Source organism: Streptomyces fradiae (genome assembly GCF_041270065.1).
Classification (GTDB): domain Bacteria; phylum Actinomycetota; class Actinomycetes; order Streptomycetales; family Streptomycetaceae; genus Streptomyces.
This window is the reverse complement of record NZ_CP065958.1, coordinates 3,927,203-3,952,262: the sequence shown is the minus strand read 5'-3', so window position 1 is coordinate 3,952,262 and position 25,060 is coordinate 3,927,203. Positions and strand designations below refer to the sequence as shown.

At 70.1% G+C, this 25,060-nt stretch carries 22 protein-coding genes and 2 tRNA genes; 14 read left to right on the top strand and 10 right to left on the bottom strand.

The window, feature by feature from the left end; all coding sequences use genetic code 11:
* Positions 1 to 101 precede the first annotated feature (101 nt).
* The 8 genes from JAO84_RS17930 to rpmH form a co-directional block, all read right to left on the bottom strand.
* The gene (locus JAO84_RS17930; RefSeq protein WP_370413788.1) at positions 102 to 1,217 is read right to left on the bottom strand and encodes a ParB/RepB/Spo0J family partition protein; all 1,116 of its coding nucleotides are present in this window, start codon (positions 1,215 to 1,217) and stop codon (positions 102 to 104) included.
* Positions 1,214 to 2,302, bottom strand: a complete 1,089-nt coding sequence (locus JAO84_RS17925) for a ParA family protein (protein ID WP_370413787.1) — start codon at positions 2,300 to 2,302, stop codon at positions 1,214 to 1,216. The genes JAO84_RS17930 and JAO84_RS17925 overlap by 4 nt, the downstream gene beginning before the upstream one ends.
* A 268-nt stretch (positions 2,303 to 2,570) precedes the next feature.
* Positions 2,571 to 3,287: a 16S rRNA (guanine(527)-N(7))-methyltransferase RsmG gene (gene rsmG, locus JAO84_RS17920; RefSeq protein ID WP_370413786.1), complete on the bottom strand. Its 717-nt coding sequence runs from the start codon at positions 3,285 to 3,287 to the stop codon at positions 2,571 to 2,573.
* 117 nt (positions 3,288 to 3,404) lie between these two features.
* Complete coding sequence (locus JAO84_RS17915) at positions 3,405 to 3,914, bottom strand: R3H domain-containing nucleic acid-binding protein (RefSeq protein WP_265861410.1); 510 nt, start codon at positions 3,912 to 3,914, stop codon at positions 3,405 to 3,407.
* A gap of 29 nt (positions 3,915 to 3,943) precedes the next feature.
* Entirely contained in the window at positions 3,944 to 5,281 is a 1,338-nt protein-coding gene (gene yidC, locus JAO84_RS17910) for a membrane protein insertase YidC (protein WP_370413785.1), read from the bottom strand.
* Between the two features lie 3 nt (positions 5,282 to 5,284).
* Entirely contained in the window at positions 5,285 to 5,611 is a 327-nt protein-coding gene (gene yidD, locus JAO84_RS17905) for a membrane protein insertion efficiency factor YidD (protein ID WP_265861412.1), read from the bottom strand.
* Positions 5,608 to 5,979, bottom strand: a complete 372-nt coding sequence (rnpA, locus tag JAO84_RS17900; RefSeq protein ID WP_265861413.1) for a ribonuclease P protein component — start codon at positions 5,977 to 5,979, stop codon at positions 5,608 to 5,610. Before rnpA ends, yidD begins: the two co-directional genes overlap by 4 nt.
* 21 nt (positions 5,980 to 6,000) lie before the next feature.
* Positions 6,001 to 6,138 (bottom strand): 50S ribosomal protein L34, encoded by a 138-nt coding sequence (gene rpmH, locus JAO84_RS17895; RefSeq protein WP_015659252.1) that lies wholly within the window; start codon positions 6,136 to 6,138, stop codon positions 6,001 to 6,003.
* 382 nt (positions 6,139 to 6,520) lie between these two features.
* Here rpmH and dnaA point away from each other — a divergent pair, with 382 nt between their 5' ends.
* The 11 genes from dnaA (at position 6,521) to JAO84_RS17840 (ending at position 20,832) form a co-directional block, all read left to right on the top strand.
* Positions 6,521 to 8,335 carry a chromosomal replication initiator protein DnaA gene (dnaA, locus tag JAO84_RS17890; protein WP_370413784.1) on the top strand — a complete coding sequence of 605 codons (1,815 nt, stop codon included), beginning with the start codon at positions 6,521 to 6,523 and terminating at the stop codon, positions 8,333 to 8,335.
* An 871-nt stretch (positions 8,336 to 9,206) separates the two neighbouring features.
* Entirely contained in the window at positions 9,207 to 10,337 is a 1,131-nt protein-coding gene (gene dnaN / locus JAO84_RS17885) for a DNA polymerase III subunit beta (protein ID WP_015034855.1), read from the top strand.
* Between the two features lie 110 nt (positions 10,338 to 10,447).
* Positions 10,448 to 11,326: a phosphogluconate dehydrogenase (NAD(+)-dependent, decarboxylating) gene (gene gnd / locus JAO84_RS17880; protein WP_265861417.1), complete on the top strand. Its 879-nt coding sequence runs from the start codon at positions 10,448 to 10,450 to the stop codon at positions 11,324 to 11,326.
* Positions 11,327 to 11,382: 56 nt separating this feature from the next.
* Positions 11,383 to 12,513, top strand: coding sequence for a DNA replication/repair protein RecF (gene recF / locus JAO84_RS17875; RefSeq protein ID WP_370413783.1), 1,131 nt, complete (start codon positions 11,383 to 11,385; stop codon positions 12,511 to 12,513).
* Positions 12,513 to 13,076 carry a DUF721 domain-containing protein gene (locus JAO84_RS17870; RefSeq protein ID WP_370413782.1) on the top strand — a complete coding sequence of 188 codons (564 nt, stop codon included), beginning with the start codon at positions 12,513 to 12,515 and terminating at the stop codon, positions 13,074 to 13,076. Before recF ends, JAO84_RS17870 begins: the two co-directional genes overlap by 1 nt.
* Before the next feature lie 407 nt (positions 13,077 to 13,483).
* Positions 13,484 to 15,514 (top strand): DNA topoisomerase (ATP-hydrolyzing) subunit B, encoded by a 2,031-nt coding sequence (gyrB, locus tag JAO84_RS17865; protein ID WP_370413781.1) that lies wholly within the window; start codon positions 13,484 to 13,486, stop codon positions 15,512 to 15,514.
* Positions 15,515 to 15,555: 41 nt separating this feature from the next.
* On the top strand, positions 15,556 to 18,189 hold the full coding sequence (gene gyrA / locus JAO84_RS17860) for a DNA gyrase subunit A (protein WP_370413780.1): 2,634 nt from the start codon (positions 15,556 to 15,558) through the stop codon (positions 18,187 to 18,189).
* 96 nt (positions 18,190 to 18,285) lie between these two features.
* Entirely contained in the window at positions 18,286 to 18,870 is a 585-nt protein-coding gene (locus JAO84_RS17855) for a DUF3566 domain-containing protein (protein ID WP_265861422.1), read from the top strand.
* A gap of 121 nt (positions 18,871 to 18,991) precedes the next feature.
* Positions 18,992 to 19,065 (top strand) — tRNA-Ile (locus tag JAO84_RS17850).
* A gap of 145 nt (positions 19,066 to 19,210) precedes the next feature.
* Positions 19,211 to 19,345, top strand: a complete 135-nt coding sequence (locus JAO84_RS17845; RefSeq protein WP_003958712.1) for a DLW-39 family protein — start codon at positions 19,211 to 19,213, stop codon at positions 19,343 to 19,345.
* Between the two features lie 182 nt (positions 19,346 to 19,527).
* Positions 19,528 to 20,832, top strand: coding sequence for a hypothetical protein (locus JAO84_RS17840; RefSeq protein ID WP_370413779.1), 1,305 nt, complete (start codon positions 19,528 to 19,530; stop codon positions 20,830 to 20,832).
* An 8-nt stretch (positions 20,833 to 20,840) separates the two neighbouring features.
* Here the strand turns inward: JAO84_RS17840 and JAO84_RS17835 are convergent, their stop codons facing one another.
* Positions 20,841 to 22,058, bottom strand: coding sequence for a serine/threonine-protein kinase (locus tag JAO84_RS17835; protein WP_370413778.1), 1,218 nt, complete (start codon positions 22,056 to 22,058; stop codon positions 20,841 to 20,843).
* A 31-nt stretch (positions 22,059 to 22,089) separates the two neighbouring features.
* A complete protein-coding gene (locus tag JAO84_RS17830; protein WP_370413777.1) occupies positions 22,090 to 22,638 on the bottom strand; it encodes a helix-turn-helix domain-containing protein in 549 nt (182 codons plus the stop codon).
* A gap of 132 nt (positions 22,639 to 22,770) precedes the next feature.
* Here JAO84_RS17830 and JAO84_RS17825 point away from each other — a divergent pair.
* The 3 genes from JAO84_RS17825 to JAO84_RS17815 all read left to right on the top strand — a co-directional run bounded on the left by JAO84_RS17825 (position 22,771) and on the right by JAO84_RS17815 (position 25,032).
* A tRNA-Ala gene (locus JAO84_RS17825) sits at positions 22,771 to 22,843 on the top strand.
* A 269-nt stretch (positions 22,844 to 23,112) separates the two neighbouring features.
* Positions 23,113 to 23,706 carry a class I SAM-dependent methyltransferase gene (locus JAO84_RS17820; RefSeq protein WP_370413776.1) on the top strand — a complete coding sequence of 198 codons (594 nt, stop codon included), beginning with the start codon at positions 23,113 to 23,115 and terminating at the stop codon, positions 23,704 to 23,706.
* A gap of 75 nt (positions 23,707 to 23,781) precedes the next feature.
* Entirely contained in the window at positions 23,782 to 25,032 is a 1,251-nt protein-coding gene (locus tag JAO84_RS17815) for an MFS transporter (protein ID WP_370413775.1), read from the top strand.
* Positions 25,033 to 25,060: the final 28 nt, after the last annotated feature.

The window sequence follows — 25,060 nt, the reverse complement described above, 5'->3', positions numbered from 1 at the left end:
GGGCGATACCGCAGACAGGCAAAGGGCGGAGCGCGTTCCGGTGCATGCCGGTCGCGCCCCGCCCCGGGGACGAATACGAGGAAACTCAGCCCTCGCGGGACTCAGCCCTCGACGTCCTGCCCGTCCTCGTCGTCCTGCGCGGACGCGCCCTGGTCCATGACCCGGCCCTCGCCCGGAGCCAGCGTCGACAGAATCCGCTCCAGATCCTCCATCGAGGCGAACTCGACGACGATCTTGCCCTTCTTCTGGCCCAGGTCGACCTTCACCCGGGTCTCGAAGCGGTCGGACAGACGGGTCGCCAGATCACGCAGCGCCGGGGAGACCCGGGCACCGGCCCGCGGGCCCTTGGGCTTGACCGGAGACGAGGACTCCGAGCCCATCAGGGTGACGATCTCCTCGACGGCCCGCACCGACAGGCCCTCGGCAACGATCCGATAGGCCAGCTTGTCCTGCACCTCCGCGTCGTCCACGGAGAGCAGGGCACGGGCGTGACCGGCCGACAGGACACCGGCGGCCACCCGGCGCTGCACCGGCGGGGACAGCCGCAGCAGACGCAGCGTGTTGGAGACCTGGGGACGCGAGCGTCCGATGCGGTCGGCCAGCTGGTCGTGGGTGCAGTTGAAGTCCTTGAGGAGCTGGTCGTAGGCGGCGGCCTCCTCCAGCGGGTTCAACTGGGCCCGGTGCAGGTTCTCCAGGAGGGCGTCCAGGAGCAGCTTCTCGTCCTCGGTGGCCCGCACGATCGCCGGGATCCGCTCCAGGCCGGCCTCGCGGCAGGCCCGCCAGCGGCGCTCGCCCATGATGAGCTCGTAGCGCTCGGGGCCCAACTGCCGGACGACGACGGGCTGCAGCAGACCGACCTCCTTGATGGAGGTGATCAGCTCGGCCAGGGCGTCCTCGTCGAAGACCTCACGCGGCTGGCGCGGGTTCGGCGTGATCGAGTCGATCGGCAGCTCGGCGAAGTGCGCCCCGGCGGGGGACTCCGGCAGCGGCTCCGGTTCGGCGGCCGGCACCACGGAGTCCGGGGACTGCGGGCTCGCCGGCAGGGTCGCCAGCTTGGCGGCGGCCACCCCGCGGTCGGAGCCGAGCGCCGGGATGGCGCCGGGAGAGGCCGCGGCAGGGATGGCACCCACTCCGACGGCCGGGGCCGGCCGCTCCTGGGGAGCAGCGGGGATCAGCGCGCCGAGACCGCGTCCCAGCCCCCTACGTCGCTCGCTCACTGGATCCCCTCCGACATTCGCTGGTTGTTCTGGTGACCCGGGTGAGGCTGTCCCCCATGGGCCTGGGTGGCGTCGTAGTGCAGATCGACCCCGCGCAGGGCGATCTCACGGGCCGCTTCGAGATACGACAGGGCGCCGCTGGAGCCCGGGTCGTAGGTGAGCACGGTCTGCCCGTAGCTCGGCGCCTCCGAGATGCGCACGGAGCGCGGGATGCTGGTGCGCAGGACCTCTTCGCCGAAGTGGGTGCGCACCTCGTCAGCGACCTGCGAGGCGAGCCGGGTCCGGCCGTCGTACATGGTGAGCAGGATCGTCGAGACGTGCAGGGTCGGGTTGAGGTGCCCCCGCACCAGGTCGACGTTCCGCAGCAGCTGCCCCAGGCCTTCCAGCGCGTAGTACTCGCACTGGATCGGGATCAGTACCTCGGCCCCCGCCACCAGGGCGTTGACCGTGAGCAGACCGAGGGAGGGCGGGCAGTCGATCAGGATGTAGTCGAGCGGCTGCTCGTAGGCCTGGATCGCTCGCTGCAGCCGGCTCTCCCGCGCCACCAGCGACACCAGCTCGATCTCGGCACCGGCCAGATCGATGGTGGCGGGAGCGCAGAAGAGACCCTCGACATCGCGGACGGGCTGGACGACCTCGGCGAGCGGCTTGCTCTCCACCAGCACGTCGTAGATCGAGGGGACCTCGGCGTGGTGGTCGATGCCCAGTGCCGTGGAGGCGTTGCCCTGCGGGTCGAGGTCGACGACCAGGACGCGGGCGCCGTGCAGGGCCAGCGAGGCGGCCAGATTGACGGTCGTGGTCGTCTTGCCCACGCCGCCCTTCTGGTTGGCGACCACCATCACGCGGGTCTGGGCAGGCCGGGGAAGCCCCTCGCCCGCACGGCCCAGGGCCTCTACGGCCAGCTGGGCGGCACGGCCAATGGGGGTGTCGTCCATCGGGGGCGGTGTTTCACGTGAAACATCCATCCCCACCGATTCGGTTCGGGGACCGGGGACCGGATCGGTCATCGGTCCCGCGATGTTGGCGTCGGACCGCAAGGATTCACTCTCCTCGGCTTCAGGCTCGCGATGAACAGAGCCTGCCATGCTTTCGGGGTCGTGAACCAGCGAGGCCCGTGGTTCTGTGGATGAATCCACCTCTGTGGACAACCCTCTAACCCTCACGGGTGGTTTCGCCGGAGGCTTGCGGTCCCGGGGCGTGGCAGCCGCGCGGCCGCGGCTGATGATCCCCTGCAGCAGTGAGCGACGTTTCACGTGAAACACGATGCACGCGCCGCAGGGCCGGAACCGCCCGACACTCCGAAATCTGTACGTATCGCAGCTTGTACGGATCAGTGGGTGGCGACGAACCCGCTCAGCGGCGCCGGCGGGGGCGGCTGGTGCGGGCGGCCTTGGCGCGCTTCGCGGCGAAGCGCACACCGCCGGGGCTCTCGCCCACCTCGACCCGGACGACCGTGGTCATCGGGTCGACGACGCCCTCGCCCACCTGCAGCACGGAGGCCTCCACGACACCCAGCTTCGCGAGCGCGGCGCGGGCACCGTCGATCTCCTCCTCCGCCGTGTCGCCCTTGAGCGCGAGCATCTCGCCGTAGGGGCGCAGCAGCGGCACGCCCCAGCCGGCCAGCCGGTCGAGCGGTGCCACGGCGCGGGCGGTCACCACATGCACGGGCGGCAGCTTGCCGAGCATCTCCTCGGCACGGCCGCGGACCACGGTCACATGGTCGAGGCCGAGCAGCTCGACGACTTCCTGGAGGAAGGTGGTGCGCCGGAGCAGCGGCTCCAGGAGCGTGATCTTCAGATCGCGACGCACCAGGGCCAGCGGGATACCGGGCAGGCCGGCGCCCGAGCCGACATCGCACACCGTGACGCCCTGGGGGACGACCTCGGAGAGCACGGCGCAGTTCAGGAGATGGCGCTCCCACAGCCGGGGCACCTCGCGGGGGCCGATGAGGCCCCGCTTGACCCCGGCGTCCGCCAGGAGCTCCGCGTAACGGACCGCCTCCGGGAAGTACTCGCCGAAGACCGTCCGCGCCTGCTCCGGCGCCTGGGGAAGCTCCGCTGCCTCCGTCACGGGGAACCGTCCTTCCGTACCGCACGCATACCGCGCGAGCGCACTGTGTGGCTGACTATCAGGCTGACAAAGTTCGGCCCCGCCTGCGAACAGACGGGGCCGATCCTACGAGGAGGTTCAGGCAGGAAGCACGACGACGAAGCGCTGCGGCTCCTCGCCCTCGGACTCGCTGCGCAGACCGGCGGCGGCAACCGCGTCGTGCACGACCTTGCGCTCGAACGGGGTCATCGGGTCCAGCTTCACCGGCTCGCCGGAGGCCTTGACCTCCTCCGCCGCCTTGGCGCCCAGCTCGGCGAGCTCGGTCCGCTTCTTGGCGCGGAAGCCCGCGATGTCGAGCATCAGGCGGCTGCGGTCACCGGTCTCGCGGTGGACGGCGAGCCGGGTGAGCTCCTGAAGGGCCTCCAGCACCTCTCCGTCGCGGCCGACCAGCTTCTGCAGGTCGCGGCTGCCGGAATCGCTGATGATCGAGACCGAGGCCCGGTCCGCCTCGACGTCCATGTCGATGTCGCCGTCGAGATCGGCGATGTCGAGCAGGCCCTCGAGGTAGTCGGCCGCGATCTCACCCTCCTGCTCCAGGCGGGTCAGGGTGTCGCCACCCTCGGCGGCGGAGGTGGTGCCTTCCGTCACGGATGGACTCCTTCTTGCTTCGTGGAGGCTTACTTCTTGGAGGAGGGGTGCTTGGGCCGCTGCTGGCCCTTGCGCTGGCCGGACTTGCCCTGGCCCTGGCGGGAGCCGCCGGAGTTGGCGCGGCTCGGCCGGGCCGGCTTGTCGCCGGTGGCCTGGTCATCGGCGGAACCCGCCTTGGTGCCCTTGGCCGGGGACTGGGGCTTCTTCTCCAGCGAGGGAGTCGTGTCGCCGGGCGCCGCGTCCTGGGGCTCGTCCGCCGCGTCGGCGTCCTTCGCCTGGGGCTGGTGGCCACCGCCGGACTGGCGCTGCGCCTTGGTCTGCCGCTTGGGCTGCTGGCGCCGGGTGGCGGCACCACCCTCCGCCTCGGCGACCGCGGTGTCGCTCTTGAGCACGGTGCCGTCGACCTGGGCGGCGAAGCCGGCCTTGGCCAGGCCCGCGAAGAAGCGGCGCTCGTTGTCGTTGCGGTCGCTGCCCTTGGCGACGATGGCCTTCACGATGTTCTTGCGGCGGCGGCCGCGGACCTCACCGTGGTGGGAGACGCTCTTGAGCAGACGCTGCAGATAGGCGTCCTGGGCCTTGCTGCCCGGAGTCGGGTTCTGGTTGATCACGTACATCTGCTGGCCCATGGTCCACACGTTGGTGGTCAGCCAGTAGACGAGGACACCGACGGGGAAGTTGATGCCCATGACCGCGAAGATCACCGGGAAGATGTACATGAGCATCTTCTGCTGCTGCATGTACGGGGTCTTCACGGAGAGGTCGACGTTCTTCATCATCAGCTGGCGCTGGGTGAAGAACTGCGAGGCCGACATCAGGACGATCATGACCGCGGTGACGATGCGGACATCGGTGATCGAGGCACCGAGGGCCTCGACCTTCTCGGCGCTGTCCGTGAACTTGGCGGCCAGCGGCGCACCGAAGATGTGGGCCTGACGCGCGCTGTCGAGCAGCGACTGGTTGATGACGCCGATCGTCTTGCCCTCGGCGATGTGCGAGAGCACCGAGTACAGGGCGAAGAAGAACGGCGACTGCGCCAGGATGGGAAGGCACGAGGAGAGCGGGTTGGTACCCGTCTCCTTGTACAGCTTCATCATCTCTTCGGACTGACGCTGCTTGTCGCTCTTGTAGCGCTCCTGGATCGCCTTCATCTTCGGCTGGAGCGCCTGCATGTTCCGCGTCGACTTGATCTGCTTCACGAAGAGCGGGATCAGGCAGATACGGATCAGCACCACGAGGGACACGATCGACAGGCCCCAGGCCCAGCCCGTGTCAGGGCCGAAGATCGCCCCGTACAGCTTGTGGAACTGGACGATCACCCATGAGACAGGTGTGGTGATGAAGCTGAAAAAATTGGCAATCGTGTCCACTAATCAGGCTCCTTGAGCATTGGGCGAGGTCTCTGCGGCCGGGCTCGTCTCGGCGGAGGACCCGCCCTTGTCTCCACGCAGGGCGGTACGCAGCATCTCGTGCCAACGCGGCCGCTTGCGCGGGGGAACATGGTCCACGCCGCCGGGCGACCACGGATTGCACCGCAGGATGCGCCAGGCGGTCAGGGCAGTGCCCTTGATCGCGCCATGCCGGTCGATGGCCGTGAATCCGTAGTGGGAACACGACGGGTAGTACCGGCAGACGGGACCCAGGAGCGGGCTGATCGTCCACTGGTACAGCTTGATGAGAGCCAGCAGCGGGTACTTCATCGCGTGCCCCCTCCCAGCAACCGCTGAAGAGCGGCGTCCAGGTCTCGGGCCAGCTGATCGTGGTCGGCGTCACCGGCTCCGGGCAACGCCCGTACGACCACCAGGCTACCGGGGGGAAGCAAAGTGAGTCGCTCGCGCACGAGGTGGCGGAGACGACGCTTCACCTGGTTGCGGACGACCGCTACGCCTACGGCCTTGCTCACGACGAAACCCGCACGCGTCGGGGGAGCGCTCTCCCCAGGCGCGTGCGGGTCCGTTGCACCGCTGCGTAGATGGACGACGAGGAGCGGGCGTCCAGCCCGGCGTCCTCTTCGTACCGCGGTCGCGAAGTCCTCGCGCCGCCTCAGCCGATTCTCGGTAGGCAGCACGTCATGACCTGCGAAGACAGATCAGGCGGACAGGCTCGCGCGACCCTTGGCACGGCGGTTCGCCAGGATGGCGCGGCCGGCACGGGTGCGCATGCGCAGGCGGAAGCCGTGGGTCTTCGCGCGACGACGGTTGTTCGGCTGGAAGGTGCGCTTGCTCACTCGGGGGCTCCAGAAATCATTCGGTGGTGGCGGGACATCGCCTGGCTGTCACCGTGCGCCCACGAGTAGCTCTCGCATTCGCCCGAGTGCACCGCTTCGCGATCACATATGGTGATCTTCGCCCATCGGAGGCAGGCGGCAGCAGCCATCGACAACTCGACCTGGTTACGGTACGTGGGGCTACGCCATCCGGTCAAACCGACTGGTCGACGGGGCCCTCTGTGCACAGGCTGTGGACAACAACTTGAACCACGTCAGCCGCCCCGACTACCGTGGCTGGACTCCGCAATCTTTTCCGTTCTGTCCTTACCTGTCCTTCCGGACTTCGACCCACCGTCCCGCAGAACCACACCTTCGTGGGACCAATGAGGAAGCGTGCCCCGTGGCTGACGTACCTGCCGATCTTGCCGCAGTGTGGCCGCGCGTCCTCGAACAGCTCCTCGGCGAAGGCCAGCAGGGCATCGAGTCCAAGGACAAGCAGTGGATCGAGCGCTGCCAGCCGCTCGCACTGGTGGCCGACACCGCCCTGCTCGCCGTGCCCAACGAATACGGCAAGCAGGTCCTCGAGGGCCGGCTCGCCCCGCTGATCAGCGAGGCCCTCAGCCGCGCCTGCGGCCGCCCGATCCGGATCGCGATCACCGTCGACGACTCCGCGGGCGAGCCGCCCGCGCCCGCGCCGCCCACCCGGCCGGCCCCGCAGCCGTACGGCGGATACGACGCGTACGAGAAGTACGACGAGTACGGGCGCCCGATGCCCGACGACGGGCTGCCGACCGCCCGCCCCGCGTACCCCGAGTACCAGCAGCAGCGCCCCGACCCGGGCGTCTGGCCGCGCGCCCAGGAGGACATCTCCTGGCAGCAGCAGCGGCTCGGCGGCTTCCAGGAGCGCGACCCGTACGCGTCGCCCCGCCCGCAGCAGCCCCAGCAGCCGCGGTACGACGAGCGCCCGCCGTACGAGCAGAACCCGCCGCGCCCCGAGCGGGCCGAACTCCCGGACACCGACGGCCCGTCCGGCCCCGGCGGCCACGGCCGCCCGGGGACGCACGGCGGTCCCGGGGCGCACGGCCCGCGGCCGGGCGCCGGCTCGACCGGCATGGGCGGCGGGTCCGGCCTCGGCGGCTCCTCGTCCGGCCAGGGCGCCGGAGCGGGCGCGCCGGGCGAGCAGCACGCGCGGCTCAACCCCAAGTACCTCTTCGACACCTTCGTCATCGGTTCCTCGAACCGCTTCGCCCACGCGGCCGCGGTCGCCGTGGCCGAGGCGCCGGCGAAGGCGTACAACCCGCTCTTCATCTACGGCGAGTCGGGCCTCGGCAAGACCCACCTGCTCCATGCGATCGGGCACTACGCGCGCAGCCTCTACCCGGGCACCCGGGTGCGGTACGTGAGCTCCGAGGAGTTCACCAACGAGTTCATCAACTCGATCCGCGACGGCAAGGGCGACGCGTTCCGCAAGCGCTACCGCGACGTGGACATCCTGCTGGTCGACGACATCCAGTTCCTCGCGAGCAAGGAGTCGACGCAGGAGGAGTTCTTCCACACCTTCAACACGCTCCACAACGCCAACAAGCAGATCGTGCTGTCCTCGGACCGGCCGCCGAAGCAGCTGGTGACCCTGGAGGACCGGCTCCGCAACCGCTTCGAGTGGGGCCTGACCACCGATGTGCAGCCGCCGGAGCTGGAGACGCGGATCGCGATCCTGCGCAAGAAGGCGGTCCAGGAGCAGCTGAACGCCCCGCCGGAGGTACTGGAGTTCATCGCCTCCCGGATCTCGCGGAACATCCGTGAGCTGGAGGGCGCGCTGATCCGCGTCACCGCCTTCGCGAGCCTCAACCGGCAGCCGGTGGACCTCGGGCTGACCGAGATCGTCCTCAAGGACCTGATCCCGGGTGGCGAGGACACGGCGCCGGAGATCACGGCCGGCGCGATCATGGCGGCCACGGCGGACTACTTCGGGCTGACCGTCGAGGACCTGTGCGGCTCCTCGCGCAGCCGGGTGCTCGTCACCGCGCGCCAGATCGCCATGTATCTGTGCCGGGAGCTCACGGACCTGTCGCTGCCGAAGATCGGCGCGCAGTTCGGCGGTCGCGACCACACCACCGTGATGCACGCCGACCGCAAGATCCGCGCGCTGATGGCGGAGCGGCGCTCCATCTACAACCAGGTCACCGAGCTGACCAACCGCATCAAGAACGGCTGACGTGCCAGGCTGCTGACGCGCCAGGCTGACGCCGCCGCATCGCCGAAGGGCGCCCCGGGTAGAGATCCGCGGCGCCCTTCGGCGTTCGCGGAGCCGTTTCAGCGTTCCCGGAGGCGTTTCAGCGTCCCCGGAGCCGCTTCGGCGCGGCGGCGCTGTTCGATTAGTGAGGTGCGGTGGCGGGTTCTCCACAGATTGGGGGATGATCTCCCGTCCACAGGGTGGGGACTGCCGAGTTATCCGGATTGCATCCACAGGCCCACCTGGTGACAGACCATCACTCCAGGTCAGAGGCCTGTGGAATTGTTGGCAAACGATCTCCACAGGCTGTGGACGAAAGTTTCGTCCACAGGGGCGCCATTCGGTTGTCCACCGGCAACCCACAGGCGAGGCTCGGTTGCCCACAGCTTCTCCACACGCCTGTCCACTGTTCGGCAACGAAACGCCCGGGCTCACTGGGCCGAGTGAAAGCGGTCACACCAAGGGAGACGTTTGGGCTGTGGGGAACCTGGGGAAAGCTGGGGACAGCACTGGGGAGAACTCCCCGTCGCCTGTGAATCGGGTGTGCAGAACTTTCGTGTGTCCACAGCGGACCCCGGTTTTCCACGGGCTGCACCCACAGGGGCGGTGGACAAAAAACCGGGTCTGACCTGCATGGACGACGTTATCCACGGTTTCCACAGGCCCTACTACTACGACCACTCATAGTTAGCTCGGAATCCGCTTTGAAGCGGGGCCTGTGCACAACTCGAGCCCGGAGCCTCGGCGACCTGTTGTCGCGACTTGACCCCGAGCCGCACCGAGTGTCGGTGGCGTACGTCAGACTGGTTCCCGCAGTCGACGAAGAGCCAGCAACAAGCAGGAGGCGGTTCCGGTGAAGATCCGGGTGGAGCGCGATGTACTCGCGGAGGCGGTGGCGTGGGTGGCCCGCAGCCTTCCGGCCCGTCCGCCGGCGCCCGTACTCGCGGGCCTTCTGCTGAAGGCCGAGGACGGCGCGCTGAGCTTCTCCAGCTTCGACTACGAGGTCTCGGCGCGGGTCTCCGTCGAGGCCGAGGTCGAGGAGGACGGCACCGTCCTGGTCTCCGGCCGCCTGCTCGCCGACATCTGCCGCGCTCTCCCCAACCGCCCGGTGGAGATCTCCACAGACGGTGTACGGGCGACCGTGGTCTGCGGCTCGTCCCGCTTCACCCTCCACACCCTGCCTGTGGAGGAGTACCCGGCGCTGCCCGAGATGCCCACCGCCACCGGCACCGTCCCCGGTGAGGTCTTCGCCTCCGCCGCCGCGCAGGTGGCCATCGCCGCCGGCCGTGACGACACGCTGCCCGTCCTCACCGGTGTGCGCATCGAGATCGAGGGCGACACCGTCACCCTGGCCTCCACCGACCGCTACCGCTTCGCGGTCCGCGAGTTCCTGTGGAAGCCGGAGTCCCCGGACGCCTCCGCAGTCGCCCTGGTGCCGGCGAAGACCCTCCTGGACACCGCCAAGGCGCTCACCAGCGGCGACACGGTCACCCTGGCGCTCTCCGGCTCCGGCAAGGGCGAGGGCCTGATCGGCTTCGAGGGCGCCGGCCGCCGCACCACCACCCGGCTGCTCGAGGGCGACCTGCCGAAGTACCGGACGCTCTTCCCCACCGAGTTCAACTCGGTCGCGGTGATCGAGACCGCCCCCTTCGTCGAGGCCGTCAAGCGCGTCGCCCTGGTGGCCGAGCGCAACACCCCGGTCCGGCTCAGCTTCGAGCAGGGCGTGCTCATCCTGGAGGCCGGCTCCAGCGACGACGCACAGGCTGTGGAGCGCGTCGACGCGCAGCTGGAGGGCGACGACATCTCGATCGCCTTCAACCCGACCTTCCTGCTCGACGGCCTGAGCGCCATCGACTCCCCGGTCGCCCAGCTCTCCTTCACGACCTCCACCAAGCCCGCCCTCCTGAGCGGCAAGCCCGCGCTCGACGCGGAGGCGGACGAGGCCTACAAGTACCTGATCATGCCGGTCCGGCTGAGCGGCTGACGTCGGTATTCGGGCGTCGACTGAGCGGCTGACCCCACAGGTGTGCACGCGGGTCCGGGCGTAGGCTCGGACCCGGGTACGAACCGCACACGACGCTTAAGGAATCTCTGATGGAGCTCGGTCTCGTCGGTCTCGGCAAGATGGGCGGCAACATGCGCGAGCGCATTCGCCGCGCCGGCCACACTGTCGTCGGATACGACCGCAACCCGGACCTCGCCGATGTCCACAGCCTCGAAGAGCTTGTGGGCAAGCTCAAGGGTCCGCGCGTCGTGTGGGTCATGGTCCCCGCCGGTGCGGCGACCCAGTCGACCGTCGACGAGCTGGCCCAGCTGCTCTCCCCCGGCGACATCGTCGTGGACGGCGGAAACTCCCGCTGGACGGACGACGAGAAGCACGCCGAGGAGCTCGCCGCCAAGGGCATCGGCTTCGTCGACTGCGGTGTCTCCGGCGGCGTCTGGGGCCTGGAGAACGGCTACGCGCTGATGTACGGCGGCGACGCCGAGCACGTCGCGAAGGTCCAGCCGATCTTCGACGCCCTCAAGCCCGAGGGCGAGTTCGGCTCCGTGCACGCGGGCAAGGTCGGCGCCGGCCACTTCGCGAAGATGGTCCACAACGGCATCGAGTACGCGATGATGCAGGCCTACGCCGAGGGCTGGGAGCTCCTGGAGAAGGTCGACTCCGTGACCGACGTCCGCGAGGTCTTCCGCTCCTGGCAGGAAGGCACCGTCATCCGCTCCTGGCTGCTGGACCTCGCGGTCAACGCCCTCGACGAGGACGAGCACCTGGACAAGCTGCGCGGCTACGCCTCGGACTCCGGCGAGGGCCGGTGGACCGTCGAGGCCGCCATCGACAACGCCGTACCGCTCCCGGCGATCACCGCGTCGCTGTTCGCGCGGTTCGCGTCGCGTCAGGACGACTCGCCGCAGATGAAGATGATCGCCGCACTGCGCAACCAGTTCGGCGGCCACGCGGTCGAGACGAAGAAGTAATCCACAGGCTGTGCACCCCGCGGTGCACAGCAGCCGGGGGAAGGTCGGCGCCCACCATGCACGTCACGCATCTGTCGCTGGCCGACTTCCGCTCGTACGCCCGGGTCGAGGTTCCGCTCGATCCGGGCGTCACCGCGTTCGTGGGGGCGAACGGCCAGGGCAAGACCAATCTCGTCGAGGCGGTCGGCTATCTCGCCACCCTCGGCAGCCACCGCGTCTCCTCCGATGCCCCGCTGGTGCGGATGGGCGCGGAGCGGGCGGTCATCCGGGCCGCCGTCACCCAGGGCGAGCGCTCCCAGCTGGTCGAGCTGGAGCTCAACCCGGGGCGCGCGAACCGGGCCCGTATCAACAGGTCCTCGCAGGTCAGGCCGCGGGACGTGCTCGGCATCGTACGGACCGTGCTGTTCGCGCCGGAGGACCTGGCGCTGATCAAGGGCGACCCCGGTGAGCGCCGGCGCTTCCTCGACGAGCTGATCACGGCGCGCGCGCCGCGCATGGCGGGCGTGCGCTCCGACTACGAGCGGGTGCTCAAGCAGCGCAACACGCTCCTGAAGTCCGCCGCCATGGCGCGGCGGCACGGCGGCCGCTCCATGGACATGTCCACGCTCGACGTGTGGGACCAGCACCTGGCCCGGGCCGGCGCCGAGCTGCTGGCCCAGCGGCTCGACCTCATCGGCATGCTCCGCCCGCTCGCCGACAAGGCGTACGAGCAGCTGGCTCCCGGCGGCGGGCCGGTCCAGCTGGAGTACAAGCCCTCCGCACCCGGTTCCGGGCACACCCGGGAGGAGCTGTACGGGCAGCTGATCGGCGCGCTCGCCGACGTACGCAAGCAGGAGATCGAGCGCGGGGTCACGCTGGTCGGACCGCACCGCGACGACCTGCTGCTCAAGCTCGGCGACCTGCCGGCCAAGGGGTACGCGAGCCACGGCGAGTCCTGGTCGTACGCGCTGGCGCTCCGCCTCGCCTCGTACGACCTGCTGCGCGCCGAGGGCAACGAGCCGGTGCTCGTCCTCGACGACGTCTTCGCCGAGCTGGACGCGCGGCGCCGCGAGCGGCTCGCGGAGCTGGTGGCACCGGGCGAGCAGGTGCTCGTGACGGCGGCGGTCGACGACGACGTGCCGGGAGTCCTCGCGGGGACGCGGTACGCGGTGGCGGGCGGCGCGGTGGAGAAGGTGGCGGCGCGGTGATGAACGGCGAGAGTTCCCCACAGTCTCCACAACCTGTGGACAAGCCTTCGGCTCCCGAGCCGACCGGGGTCGACCTCGCCCGCGTCGCGCTGCGCGCCGCCAAGGAGCAGGCGAAGGCGCGGGGCGCGGCCGCCGCGCAGAAGAAGCAGGCCCGGCGCGGCGGCGGACTGCGCTCCGGCGCGCGCGCCGACGGGCGCGACCCGATGGCGCTCGGCGCCGCGATCAACCGGCTGATCACCGAGCGCGGCTGGGAGACGCCGGCGGCGGTGGGCGGGGTCATGGGGCGCTGGCCGCAGATCGTCGGCGAGGACCTGGCGAAGCACTGCGTGCCGCTGAAGTACGACGAGGAGCCGGAGGAGCGGGTGCTCACCGTGCAGTGCGATTCCACGGTGTGGGCGACGCAGCTGAGGCTGCTCGCGCCGAGGCTGGTGGCGCGGCTGAACGAGGACCTCGGGCACGGGACGGTGCGGATGATCAAGGTGCTCGGGCCCGGCGGGCCCCGCCGGGGGTACGGGCCGCTGCGGGCGCCGGGGTCTACGGGGCCCGGGGACACGTACGGCTGAGCCGGACCGACCGCGGGTGCGGGTCCGTCGGGGCGGAGGCGCGGGGAACGGGCGCCGCCCTGGGGGGTTTCTGCCCACCCTCCCCCTGCCTTCGGCGGGGGGACCCCCAGCCCAAGCGGGACGAATGCCCACAAACAGCCAACCCCCACTTCGCCTCTGCCAGGTCCTCGCCCTCCGCCACCACAACGCGCTACGACCCGAAGCGCTAGGTGGCCGTCAGGGGCCTCTGGAGCCCCTCTCCGGATATGGGGAGTCGTCTCGGGGCCGTCGAGGGCGGCACATGAGCATTCAGGTACCGGCAAACCCCCATGAGTGTCAGTGGTACCGGTAGACTGGAAGACAATCCCGCCACCCTGCGGAACAAGTCGAACGACGCAGCCGGCTCCCGTATGCCCGGAGAACGGCCTGTGCTGTGCCAGAAAGGGCGCTTCGTGGCCGATTCCGGCAACCCCAACGAGAACAACCAGTACACCGCCAGCAACATCCAGGTCCTCGAAGGCCTGGATGCCGTGCGCAAGCGCCCTGGCATGTACATCGGCTCGACCGGCGAGCGCGGCCTGCACCACATGGTGCAGGAGGTCGTCGACAACTCGGTCGACGAGGCCCTGGCCGGGCACGCGGACACCATCGACGTGACGATCCTGGCCGACGGCGGCGTGCGTGTCGTCGACAACGGCCGTGGCATCCCGGTCGGCATCGTGGCCTCCGAGGGCAAGCCGGCCGTCGAGGTCGTGCTGACCGTGCTGCACGCGGGCGGCAAGTTCGGCGGCGGCGGCTACGCCGTCTCCGGCGGTCTGCACGGTGTCGGCGTCTCCGTCGTGAACGCGCTGTCCACGAAGGTCTCCGTCGAGATCAAGACCGACGGCCACCGCTGGACGCAGGACTACAAGATGGGCGTCCCGACCGCGCCCCTCGCGCAGCACGAGGCCACCGGCGAGACCGGCACCTCGGTCACCTTCTGGTCCGACCCGGACATCTTCGAGACGGTCGAGTACTCCTTCGAGACGCTCTCGCGCCGCTTCCAGGAGATGGCCTTCCTCAACAAGGGCCTCACCATCACGCTCACCGACGAGCGCGAGTCCGCGAAGGCGACCGTGGGCGCCGACGACCCGGACGCCGAGGCGGCCGCCGAGCCCGCCGCCCGTACGGTGAAGTACCACTACGAGGGCGGCATCGTCGACTTCGTGACGTACCTCAACTCGCGCAAGGGCGAGCTGATCCACCCCAGCGTCATCGACGTCGAGGCCGAGGACAAGGAGCGCACGCTCTCGGTCGAGATCGCGATGCAGTGGAACTCCTCGTACAGCGAGGGTGTGTACTCCTTCGCCAACACGATCCACACCCACGAGGGCGGTACGCACGAGGAGGGCTTCCGCGCGGCGCTGACGACGCTCGTCAACAAGTACGCGCGCGACAAGAAGCTGCTCCGCGAGAAGGACGACAACCTCACCGGCGACGACATCCGCGAGGGTCTGACCGCGATCATCTCGGTCAAGCTCGGCGAGCCGCAGTTCGAGGGCCAGACCAAGACGAAGCTCGGCAACACCGAGGCGAAGACCTTCGTCCAGAAGGTCGTCCACGAGCACCTCACGGACTGGTTCGACCGCAACCCCGTCGAGGCCGCGGACATCATCCGCAAGGGCATCAACGCCGCCACCGCGCGCGTGGCCGCGCGCAAGGCCCGCGACCTGACCCGCCGCAAGGGCCTCCTGGAGTCGGCGTCGCTGCCGGGCAAGCTGTCCGACTGCCAGTCGAACGACCCGACCAAGTGCGAGATCTTCATCGTCGAGGGTGACTCCGCCGGCGGCTCGGCCAAGTCCGGCCGCAACCCGATGTACCAGGCCATCCTGCCGATCCGCGGCAAGATCCTGAACGTCGAGAAGGCCCGGGTCGACAAGATCCTGCAGAACACCGAGGTCCAGGCGCTGATCTCCGCCTTCGGCACCGGTGTCCACGAGGACTTCGACATCGAGAAGCTCCGCTATCACAAGATCATCCTGATGGCGGACGCCGACGTCGACGGCCAGCACATCAACACGCTGCTGCTGACCTTCCTCTTCCGCTTCATGCGCCCGTTGGTCGAGGCCGGTCACGTCTACCTGTCCCGTCCCCCGCTGTACAAGATCAAGTGGGGCCGGGACGACTTCGAGTACGCCTACTCGGACCGCGAGCGCGACGCGCTCGTCGAGCTGGGCAAGCAGAACGGCAAGCGGATCCGCGAGGACTCGATCCAGCGCTTCAAGGGTCTGGGCGAGATGAACGCCGAGGAGCTGCGCGTCACCACCATGGACGTCGAGCACCGGGTGCTCGGCCAGGTCACCCTGGACGACGCCGCCCAGGCCGACGACCTCTTCTCGGTGCTGATGGGCGAGGACGTCGAGGCGCGGCGCTCGTTCATCCAGCGCAACGCCAAGGACGTTCGCTTCCTCGACATCTGAGTCGGTCTCAGCTGACCGTACGAAAGGACTGACGACCAGCAATGGCCGACGACAACACTCCTGTGAACACCGAGAACACCGGGACCGCGGAAGAGGAGGAGCCGCAGCTGCGGATCGAGCCCGTCGGGCTCGAGACCGAGATGCAGCGCTCGTACCTCGACTACGCGATGTCCGTCATCGTGTCCCGCGCGCTGCCCGACGTCCGCGACGGCCTCAAGCCGGTGCACCGCCGCGTGCTGTACGCGATGTACGACGGCGGCTACCGGCCCGAGAAGGGCTTCTACAAGTGCGCCCGCGTCGTCGGCGACGTCATGGGTACGTATCACCCGCACGGCGACACCTCGATCTACGACGCCCTCGTCCGCCTCGCCCAGCCCTGGTCGATGCGGATGCCGCTCGTCGACTCCAACGGCAACTTCGGCTCCCCGGGCAACGACCCGGCCGCCGCCATGCGCTACACCGAGTGCAAGATGGCGCCGCTGTCGATGGAGATGGTCCGGGACATCGACGAGGAGACCGTCGACTTCCAGGACAACTACGACGGCCGCAACCAGGAGCCGACGGTCCTCCCGGCCCGGTTCCCGAACCTGCTGGTCAACGGCTCCGCCGGCATCGCCGTCGGCATGGCGACCAACATCCCGCCGCACAACCTGCGCGAGGTCGCCGAGGGCGCCCAGTGGTACCTGGCCAACCCCGAGGCCAGCCACGAGGAGCTGCTCGACGCGCTCATCGAGCGCATCAAGGGCCCGGACTTCCCCACCGGCGCGCTCGTCGTCGGCCGCAAGGGCATCGAGGAGGCGTACCGCACCGGCCGCGGCTCCATCACCATGCGCGCGGTCGTCGAGGTCGAGGAGATCCAGAACCGCCAGTGCCTGGTGGTCACCGAGCTGCCCTATCAGGTCAACCCGGACAACCTCGCGCAGAAGATCGCCGACCTGGTGAAGGACGGCAAGGTCGGCGGCATCGCCGACGTCCGCGACGAGACCTCGTCCCGGACCGGCCAGCGCCTGGTCATCGTGCTCAAGCGGGACGCCGTCGCCAAGGTCGTCCTCAACAACCTCTACAAGCACACCGACCTGCAGACGAACTTCGGCGCCAACATGCTGGCGCTCGTCGACGGCGTGCCGCGCACCCTCTCCCTGGACGCGTTCATCCGCCACTGGGTGACGCACCAGATCGAGGTCATCGTGCGCCGGACGCGCTTCCGGCTGCGCAAGGCCGAGGAGCGCGCCCACATCCTGCGCGGTCTGCTCAAGGCGCTCGACGCGATCGACGAGGTCATCGCCCTCATCCGGCGCAGCGAGACCGTCGAGGTCGCCCGCGCGGGCCTGATGGACCTGCTCACGATCGACGAGATCCAGGCCAACGCCATCCTCGAGATGCAGCTGCGCCGGCTCGCCGCCCTGGAGCGCCAGAAGATCGTCGCCGAGCACGACGAGCTCCAGGCGAAGATCAACGAGTACAACGCGATCCTCGCCTCGCCCGAGAAGCAGCGCGCGATCGTCAGCGAGGAGCTGGCCGCGATCGTCGACAAGTTCGGCGACGACCGCCGCTCGCAGCTGGTGCCCTTCGACGGCGACATGTCCATCGAGGACCTGATCGCCGAGGAGGACATCGTCGTCACCATCACGCGTGGCGGCTATGTGAAGCGGACCAAGACCGAGGACTACCGCTCGCAGAAGCGCGGCGGCAAGGGTGTGCGCGGCACGAAGCTGAAGCAGGACGACATCGTCGACCACTTCTTCGTCTCCACCACGCACCACTGGCTGCTGTTCTTCACCAACAAGGGCCGGGTCTACCGGGTCAAGGCGTACGAGCTGCCGGACGCCGGCCGGGACGCCCGCGGCCAGCACGTGGCCAACCTGCTGGCCTTCCAGCCGGACGAGCAGATCGCCCAGATCCTCGCGATCCGCGACTACGAGGCCGCGCCGTACCTGGTGCTCGCCACCAAGGCCGGCCTGGTGAAGAAGACCGCCCTCAAGGACTACGACTCCCCGCGCTCCGGCGGTGTCATCGCGATCAACCTGCGCGAGCGGGAGGACGGCAGCGACGACGAGCTGATCGGCGCCGAGCTGGTGTCCGCCGAGGACGACCTGCTGCTGGTCTCCAAGAAGGCGCAGTCGATCCGCTTCACCGCAACGGACGACGCGCTGCGCCCGATGGGACGCGCCACGTCCGGCGTCAAGGGGATGAGTTTCCGCGAGGACGACGAGCTTCTCTCGATGAATGTCGTCCGGCCGGGTACTTTCGTCTTCACCGCGACCGACGGTGGCTACGCGAAGCGCACCGCCGTCGACGAGTACCGCGTCCAGGGTCGTGGCGGCCTCGGCATCAAGGCCGCCAAGATCGTGGAGGACCGTGGCTCTCTCGTGGGCGCGCTGGTGGTCGAGGAGACGGACGAGATCCTCGCCATCACGTTGTCCGGCGGTGTGATTCGTACGCGAGTCAACGAAGTCAGGGAGACCGGCCGTGACACCATGGGCGTCCAGCTGATCAACCTGGGCAAGCGCGATGCCGTCGTCGGAATCGCCCGCAATGCCGAGGGCGGCGAGGACGAGGATGCCGACGAGGCTGTCGAGACGACCGAGGCTGGGGCTGTCGAGACGGCCGGGGCGGTCGAGACAGCCGAGGCGGTCGAGGGCACGGAGCCCGCGACCGGGGAGCACGAGGAGTAGAGCGTGAGTGGAGCCACGGGCGCCGGTTCGGCCGACGGCCGGTCCGCAGGATCGAGCGGTGCCCGTGGCCCCGCCACGGACTCCCAAGGGGGTACGGTGACGGACACTCGGGGGCAGCGGCCCTCGTACGAGACGTACAACGGGCCACTGCCCGGCGAGCGGGCGGGGGCGCAGCAGAGCGGCCCGTACCACCCGCCGCAGGCCTATGGCACCGGCCAGCAGCCGCAGGGCGGTGGCGCCGGCGGCACCCTGGGCGGCCAGAACGCGGCCGCCCAGCGCAAGGCCCGGACGGGGGCGCGCACCACGCCGCGCACCCGCAAGGCGCGGCTGCGGGTCGCCAAGGCGGACCCGTGGTCGGTGATGAAGGTGAGCTTCCTGCTCTCCATCGCGCTCGGCATCTGCACGGTGGTGGCCGCGGCGGTGCTGTGGATGGTCATGGACGCCATGGGCGTCTTCTCGACCGTCGGCGGCACCATCAGCGAGGCGACCGGCTCCAACGAGTCGAACGGCTTCGACCTGCAGTCCTTCCTGTCGCTGCCGCGCGTCCTGATGTTCACCTCGGTGATCGCGGTGATCGACGTCGTCCTGATGACGGCGCTCGCCACCCTGGGCGCCTTCATCTACAACCTCTCGGCCGGATTCGTGGGCGGCGTCGAGCTCACGCTGGCGGAGGACGAGTGACCTGCGGATGACCCCCGCATGACCCTCGGGGGGCCGGTCCTCGGAACCGATTTTGGGACTGGCCCCCACGTGCGCTAATCTTCAGGAGTCAGCGCGCGGGACACACACCGCAAAGCGCGGCGGGGCTATAGCTCAGTTGGTTAGAGCGCATCCCTGATAAGGATGAGGCCACAGGTTCAAATCCTGTTAGCCCCACACAGAAGATCGGCCCGGACGGTTCACCCGTCCGGGCCGATTGCTTTTGGCGGACGCGTGTCCGGCTAGGTCACCGATCGATATCGACCGGTGTGTAGAGTGGGCGTCAGAAGTCTCCTACGTCAACGAAAGACGAGGTCGCGCGGTGAAGAAGCTTCTCCTGGTCGCACTGGCCGCCATCGGCGGGCTCCTCGTGTACCGCCAGATCCAGGCGGATCGCGCCGAGCAGGATCTGTGGACGGAGGCGACCGACTCCGTGCCCGCAGGTTCGGGTGTGTGAGACGAACAGATCGTCCAAGGGTGAGGCCCCGGTCGCGTGAAGCGGCCGGGGCCTCGCTCTGTCTCTCTCGGCTTCCTCTTGGTTTTCTCTTGCGAACGGAAGGCTTGCTCTCGCGAATTTGTAGGGTGTGGGCCGTACGGGCGGGCAGGATGGGCCGGCACGGACACGACGAGGGGAAGCGCGTGAAGAGGCAACGGGGTACCGGGCGCGGCCGGGGCACGGCCGCGGCGTACGGGCGGGCGGCCGGGGCGCTGGCCACGGCACTGTGCGCGGGCCTCGCCCTGCCGGGCGGGGCGTGGGCGGCGGCCGGCGGCGACGGCGCGTACGCCTTCGACGGCGCCGCGCAGCAGGTGACGGGCGCCGTCTCCAACCTGGACGCCGCGCGGCTGAAGGCCGGCCAGACCTACCGCTCCACCATCAAGAAGGACGGCAAGCTCTACTACCGCGTCGACCTCGACACGAAGCAGAACGCGTACGTCTCCGTCGTCGCCGTCCCCAGGAAGGGCGGCAAGGCCACCTACGGCGACGGCATCAAGGTGAGCATGCAGGACGGCTCCAACAGCCAGTGCGGCTACCAGACCGTCTCCTTCTCCGGTGCGTTCACCCAGCCCATCGCCGCGTACGCCCACCGCACCATCGAGCCGGAGTCGACGAGCTGCACGCAGGCCGGCGCGTACTACGTCCTCGTCGAGCGCGACTCCAAGGACGGCTCGGACGGCGGCGACTGGGACCTGGAGATCCGCTATCTGACCGAGCCGGGCCTCTCCAAGGCGCCCGGCCCGACCGCGCTCCCCTCGAACTGGGCCTCCGGCACGCCCCAGCCGCCCACCGGCGGCCCGCAGCGGCGCGACGGCGGCGCCGGCTTCACCGACGCCACCTCGCTGACGCAGGGCGAGTGGCGCACCGACCTCGCGCCCGGCCGCACGGTCTACTACCGGGTGCCGGTCGACTGGGGCCAGCAGCTCTTCGCCAGCGCGGAACTGGGCAGCAGCCCGGCCGGCGACGCCTATGTCTCCAACGCGCTGGTGCTCTCCCTGGAGAACCCGGCGCGCGGCCATGTCGACCAGGACTCCATGACGTACTCCGGCGACCCGGCGACGATGGCGCTCGACCCGGAGCGCCCGGTGGCCTACGAGAACCGCTTCGCGTCCAACGACTCCACCAGCGCCATGCGCTTCGCCGGCTGGTACTACCTGTCGGCGACCCTCAGCCCGGAACTGGCCAAGGACTACGGGGACAAGCCGCTTCCGCTGACCCTGCGCGTGAACATCACGGGCCAGGCCAAGCCCGCGCCGCCGTACGCCGGGCCCGCCGGCGTCTTCTCGGTGACCGCGGACGACCGCGACGCGGCCGCCAGCGGCCAGAGCGCCGGCGAGGCCGAGCGCAGCGGCACCCTGAAGATCGTCGGCGCCGCGGGCATCGGCGCGGGCAGCGTGCTGCTGCTCGGCCTGGGCGCCTGGTGGCTCCTGGCCCGTAGGGCGGGCTGAGATACGGCCTAGGCCTGCAGCAGGGCCCAGATCCCCACGGCGAAGCACACCAGGGCGGTGATCAGGACCGGCACCGCCACCTTGGCGGGCGGCCCCGGTCGGCGTACGGGGACCACGGCGGGCTGGTTGTGCGGCTGCTGCTGCTCGTACGGCACGGCCGCCGTGGGCGTCTGCACGAAGGCGGCGGGGGCCGCGACCACCCGCTGGGTCGGCGTCGGAGCCGGTGCGGGCGCCTGCACGGGCGCGTGCTGCGGTGGCGGCGGCAGATGGAAGCTGCCGGTCTCGGACGGTCCCGGCAGGGGCTGTACGGGTACGGGCGCGGGCGCCGGGGCGGCCGGGGCCGCGGGCTGCGGGCCGTCCGGGCCGAAGCCGGCCGGCAGCGGGCCGATCTGGTCGAAGACCTCGACCGGCTCCTCACCGGCCGCGGGCTCCGGCAGCAGCTCGACGGCTGCCGTGAGCGCCTTGCGCGCCCCCGTGGCCGTCTTGAAGCGCGCCTGCGGGTCGGGCTGCAGCAGCCCGGCGAGGACCTGCCAGAGCGGCTCCGGGATGCCCTGCGGGGCGCCCGGCGTGCCGTGCGCCCGGAAGTGCTCCACGAGGGCCTGCGAGTCGGGCTTGCGGCCCTGGAGCAGATAGAGCGCGACCAGGCCGGCCGCGAACAGATCGGCCGTGAAGTCGGGCTCGGCGCCCATCAGTTGCTCGGGCGCGAAGTAACCGGGCGTCCCCACCACGTAGTTGGTCTCGGTGAGGCGGGGCTCGCCCTTGCGCATCGAGATGCCGAAGTCGGAGAGCCGCAGGTGCGGCCGTCCGGTGCCGGTGACCTCCATGAGGATGTTCGCCGGCTTGATGTCGCGGTGCACGACCCCCTCCGCGTGCACCGCGGCCAGACCGGACAGCAGCTGGTCGAGCAGGACGCACACGAACCGGGGCGGCAGCGCGCCGTAGTCCCCGATCACGTGCGCCAGCGAGCCGCCCGCCACCAGGTCCATCGTGAAGAGGACCTTGTCGTCGTCCGCGGCCCAGCTGGCCGGGGCGAGGACGTGCGGGTGGTCGATGCGCAGCGCCTGCTCGCGCACGAAGCGGAGCAGTGCGTGGGCGTCGCTCTGCTGGAGCACCTTGGCCGCCACGTAACGGCGGCGCCGGTGGTCCCAGGCACGCCAGACCGCGCCGATCCCGCCACGGCCGATCGGATCGATCAGCTCGTACCGACCCGCGAAGACCTCACCCATCGCGCTGCGCCCGCTCCCCGTACCGTCGGCGTTAGTTCTGGTGCGACTCGTAGTGGGCGACCGCGTCGGAGGTGCGCCCCGCGCCGTACACCCGGAGGAACTCTGCCAGCTCGGGGTGGACCGGCGCGAGCGAGTCGGCCGCCTCGATGATGTCGCCGGCCGCGGCCACGGAGCGCAGCAGGGACTGGATCTCGCGCACCACCCGGCGCACGGTGGGCGCGCCGCTGCTGGAGGTGGTCTGGCTGCCGGCGGTGAGCACGGAGCCGCCCTGGGACTTCTTGATCTCGTCCATCCGGTCGGTGGCCTCGGCGGCGCTGACGCTGCCGTCGGCGACCTGGCCGGCAAGCTCCTGCAGGGCCTGGACACGCTGGACGACCGCGGGATTGCCGATCTTGGCCCGCTGGCCGCTCATCAGCTGGGACAGCATGGGCGCCGAGAGCCCGAGCACGGCGGCGAGCCTGGCCTGGTTCAGCCCGAGGTCGTCGATCAGCCGACGGAAGAGCGCCCCCAACGGCTCCCCGTACCAACTGCGCTGAAGCTCCCTGGCTCTGGCCGTGGCTTCCTGCTGCGCTGTATCCATTACTACTTCTCCCCATCCCTTGGGTTCGCCACTGCGAACCCCGGTCAGCATCTTACGGAGCGTGGTCGCCCACGGGGAGTCCCAATCCTTTTGCGGGATACGGGGGGTCACCCGGTACTCTGGTCTCGTTCCGGGGCCTTAGCTCAGTTGGTAGAGCGCTGTCTTTGCATGGCAGATGTCAGGGGTTCGACTCCCCTAGGCTCCACCGGAAGAAAGCCCCTCCGACCTGCGAAAACGCGGGCCCGGAGGGGCTTTCTGGCATGCCTCCGCGCCCCGAGGGCGGGCCCGTCGCCCCGGCCGTGACCGGACCCGACCGGACGGGCGCCTCCGCGAGCCCGGTGAGGCCCGCCCCGTCCGCCTGCTCGGGACGCTCGGGTACGCGAGCCGGCTCGAGCGCCCGGTCGAAGCCGCCATTGTCGGGCCCCCATCCCTGACTTAACCTGTGGGCCTGATCACAACAGAAGGCGGTCGTCGATGTCCGGCACGGAATCCTCCGACTACACCCAGCGGCTCGCGCGGCTGGAGAGCTCGGGGATCAAACGTCTGCTGCCCACTCAGGCGCCGTACCGGTGGAATCTGAAGCGGCTGGGTCTGGGGCGGGTGCTCGACGTCGGGTGTGGGATCGGGCGGAATCTGCTGAACTGCGGGCCGGACAGTGTGGGGGTCGACCACAACGCGACCTCGGTCGAGGCGTGTCGTGAGCGGGGGCTGAAGGCGTTCACGCCGGACGAGCTGGCCGCGGCTCCGGACTGTGGTCCGGGCTCCTTCGACAGTCTGCTGTGCGCGCATGTTCTGGAGCACATGGACGAGACGCTGGGGAACTCGGTCCTGGAGCAGTATCTGCCGCTGGTGAAGCCGGGTGGGTCGGTGGTGCTGATCTGTCCGCAGGAGGCGGGCTACAAGACGGACGCCACGCATGTGCGTTTCGTCGACTTCGACGGGCTGCGCGCGCACGCCGAGAAGGCGGGTCTGGTCGTCGAGCGCAGCTACTCCTTCCCGTTCGCCCGGTCGATCGGCAAGGCCTTCCCCTACAACGAGTTCGTGCTTGTGGGGAAGAAGGCTTCCTGACGGGGGAAGTGGCCCAGTCGTACTGCCACGCAATGGACCGGGATCTCTGGGCCACCCGGCCCTAGATTCAGGGGCATGACGACGACGGAGCGCACGGAGAACACCGAGGGCGGGGAGAGCACGGCCCGTCCTGAGGGGCGGACGCGGCGGGCGCTGTTGGTCGCGCAGTTCGGCAACTCCGTGGGGGACGGGGCCTTTTATGTGACCTCGGCGCTGTACTTCTCCCGGATCGTCGGGCTGTCCGCGGCGCAGATCGGCGCCGGGCTCGCCCTCGCCTGGGGCATCGGGTCGCTGGCCGGAGTGCCGCTCGGGCACCTCGCCGACCGGCGCGGGGCGCGCGGCAGCGCCGTACTGCTCGCCCTCGCCACCTCGGTGGCCGTCGCCTCCTTCCTGCTCATCCGCGACTTCGTGCCCTTCCTGCTCGCCGCGACCCTGTACGCCACGGCGCAGAGCGGTCTCGCCGCCGCCCGGCAGGCGCTGCTCGCCGGGCTGGTCGGGCCGGCGGCCCGGGTCGGCATGCTGGCCCGGCTGCAGGCCACGCTCAACGCCGGGCTCGCCGTCGGCGCCGCGCTCGGCGGCCTCGCCATCGCCGACGGCACCCGCACCGCCTACCTCGCCGTCTTCGCCCTCGACGCGCTCGGCTTCCTCTTCTGCGCCCTGGTGCTCCGCAGCCTCCCCGCTGTCCCCGCCAGCCCGGCCGGCGCCGCCGGCGAGCCCCGGCTCGTGGTGCTGCGGGACCGCCCGTACGCGCTGCTCGCCCTGCTCAACGCCGTACTGCTGCTCCGCATGCCGCTGCTGAGCCTGGCCCTTCCGCTGTGGATCGTGGAGCGCACCACGGCCCCCGGCTGGACGGTCTCGGCCCTCTTCGTCCTCAACACCGGTGCGGTGATGTTGTTTCAGGTGCGGGCCGCGCGCTCGGTGACCGGGCTGCCGGAGGCCACCCGCGCGGTGGGCCGGTCCAGCGCCGTGATGCTCGGCTCCTGCGCGGTGTTCGCGGTGACCGCCGCCGGATTCGGCGCCTGGCCCACGGTCGCCGTCCTGGTGCTCGGCGCGGTGCTCCAGGTCGTCGCCGAGATGCGGCACTCCGCCGGCTCGTGGCAGATCGGCTTCGCGCTCGCCCCGGCCGACCGGATCGGCCAGTACCAGGGCTTCTACGGCACGGGCGTGCCGGTCGCGCGGACCCTCGGGCCGCTGCTCGTCACCACGCTGCTGATCGGCTGGGGCGTGGCCGGCTGGCTGCTCCTGGGCGCGATCTTCCTGGTCGCGGGCCTGGCCACGGGCCCCGCGGTGCGCTGGGCGGAGCGCTCCCGGAGCGCCGCCCACTGACCCGTACGAGTGGTGTTCATCGGAAGAA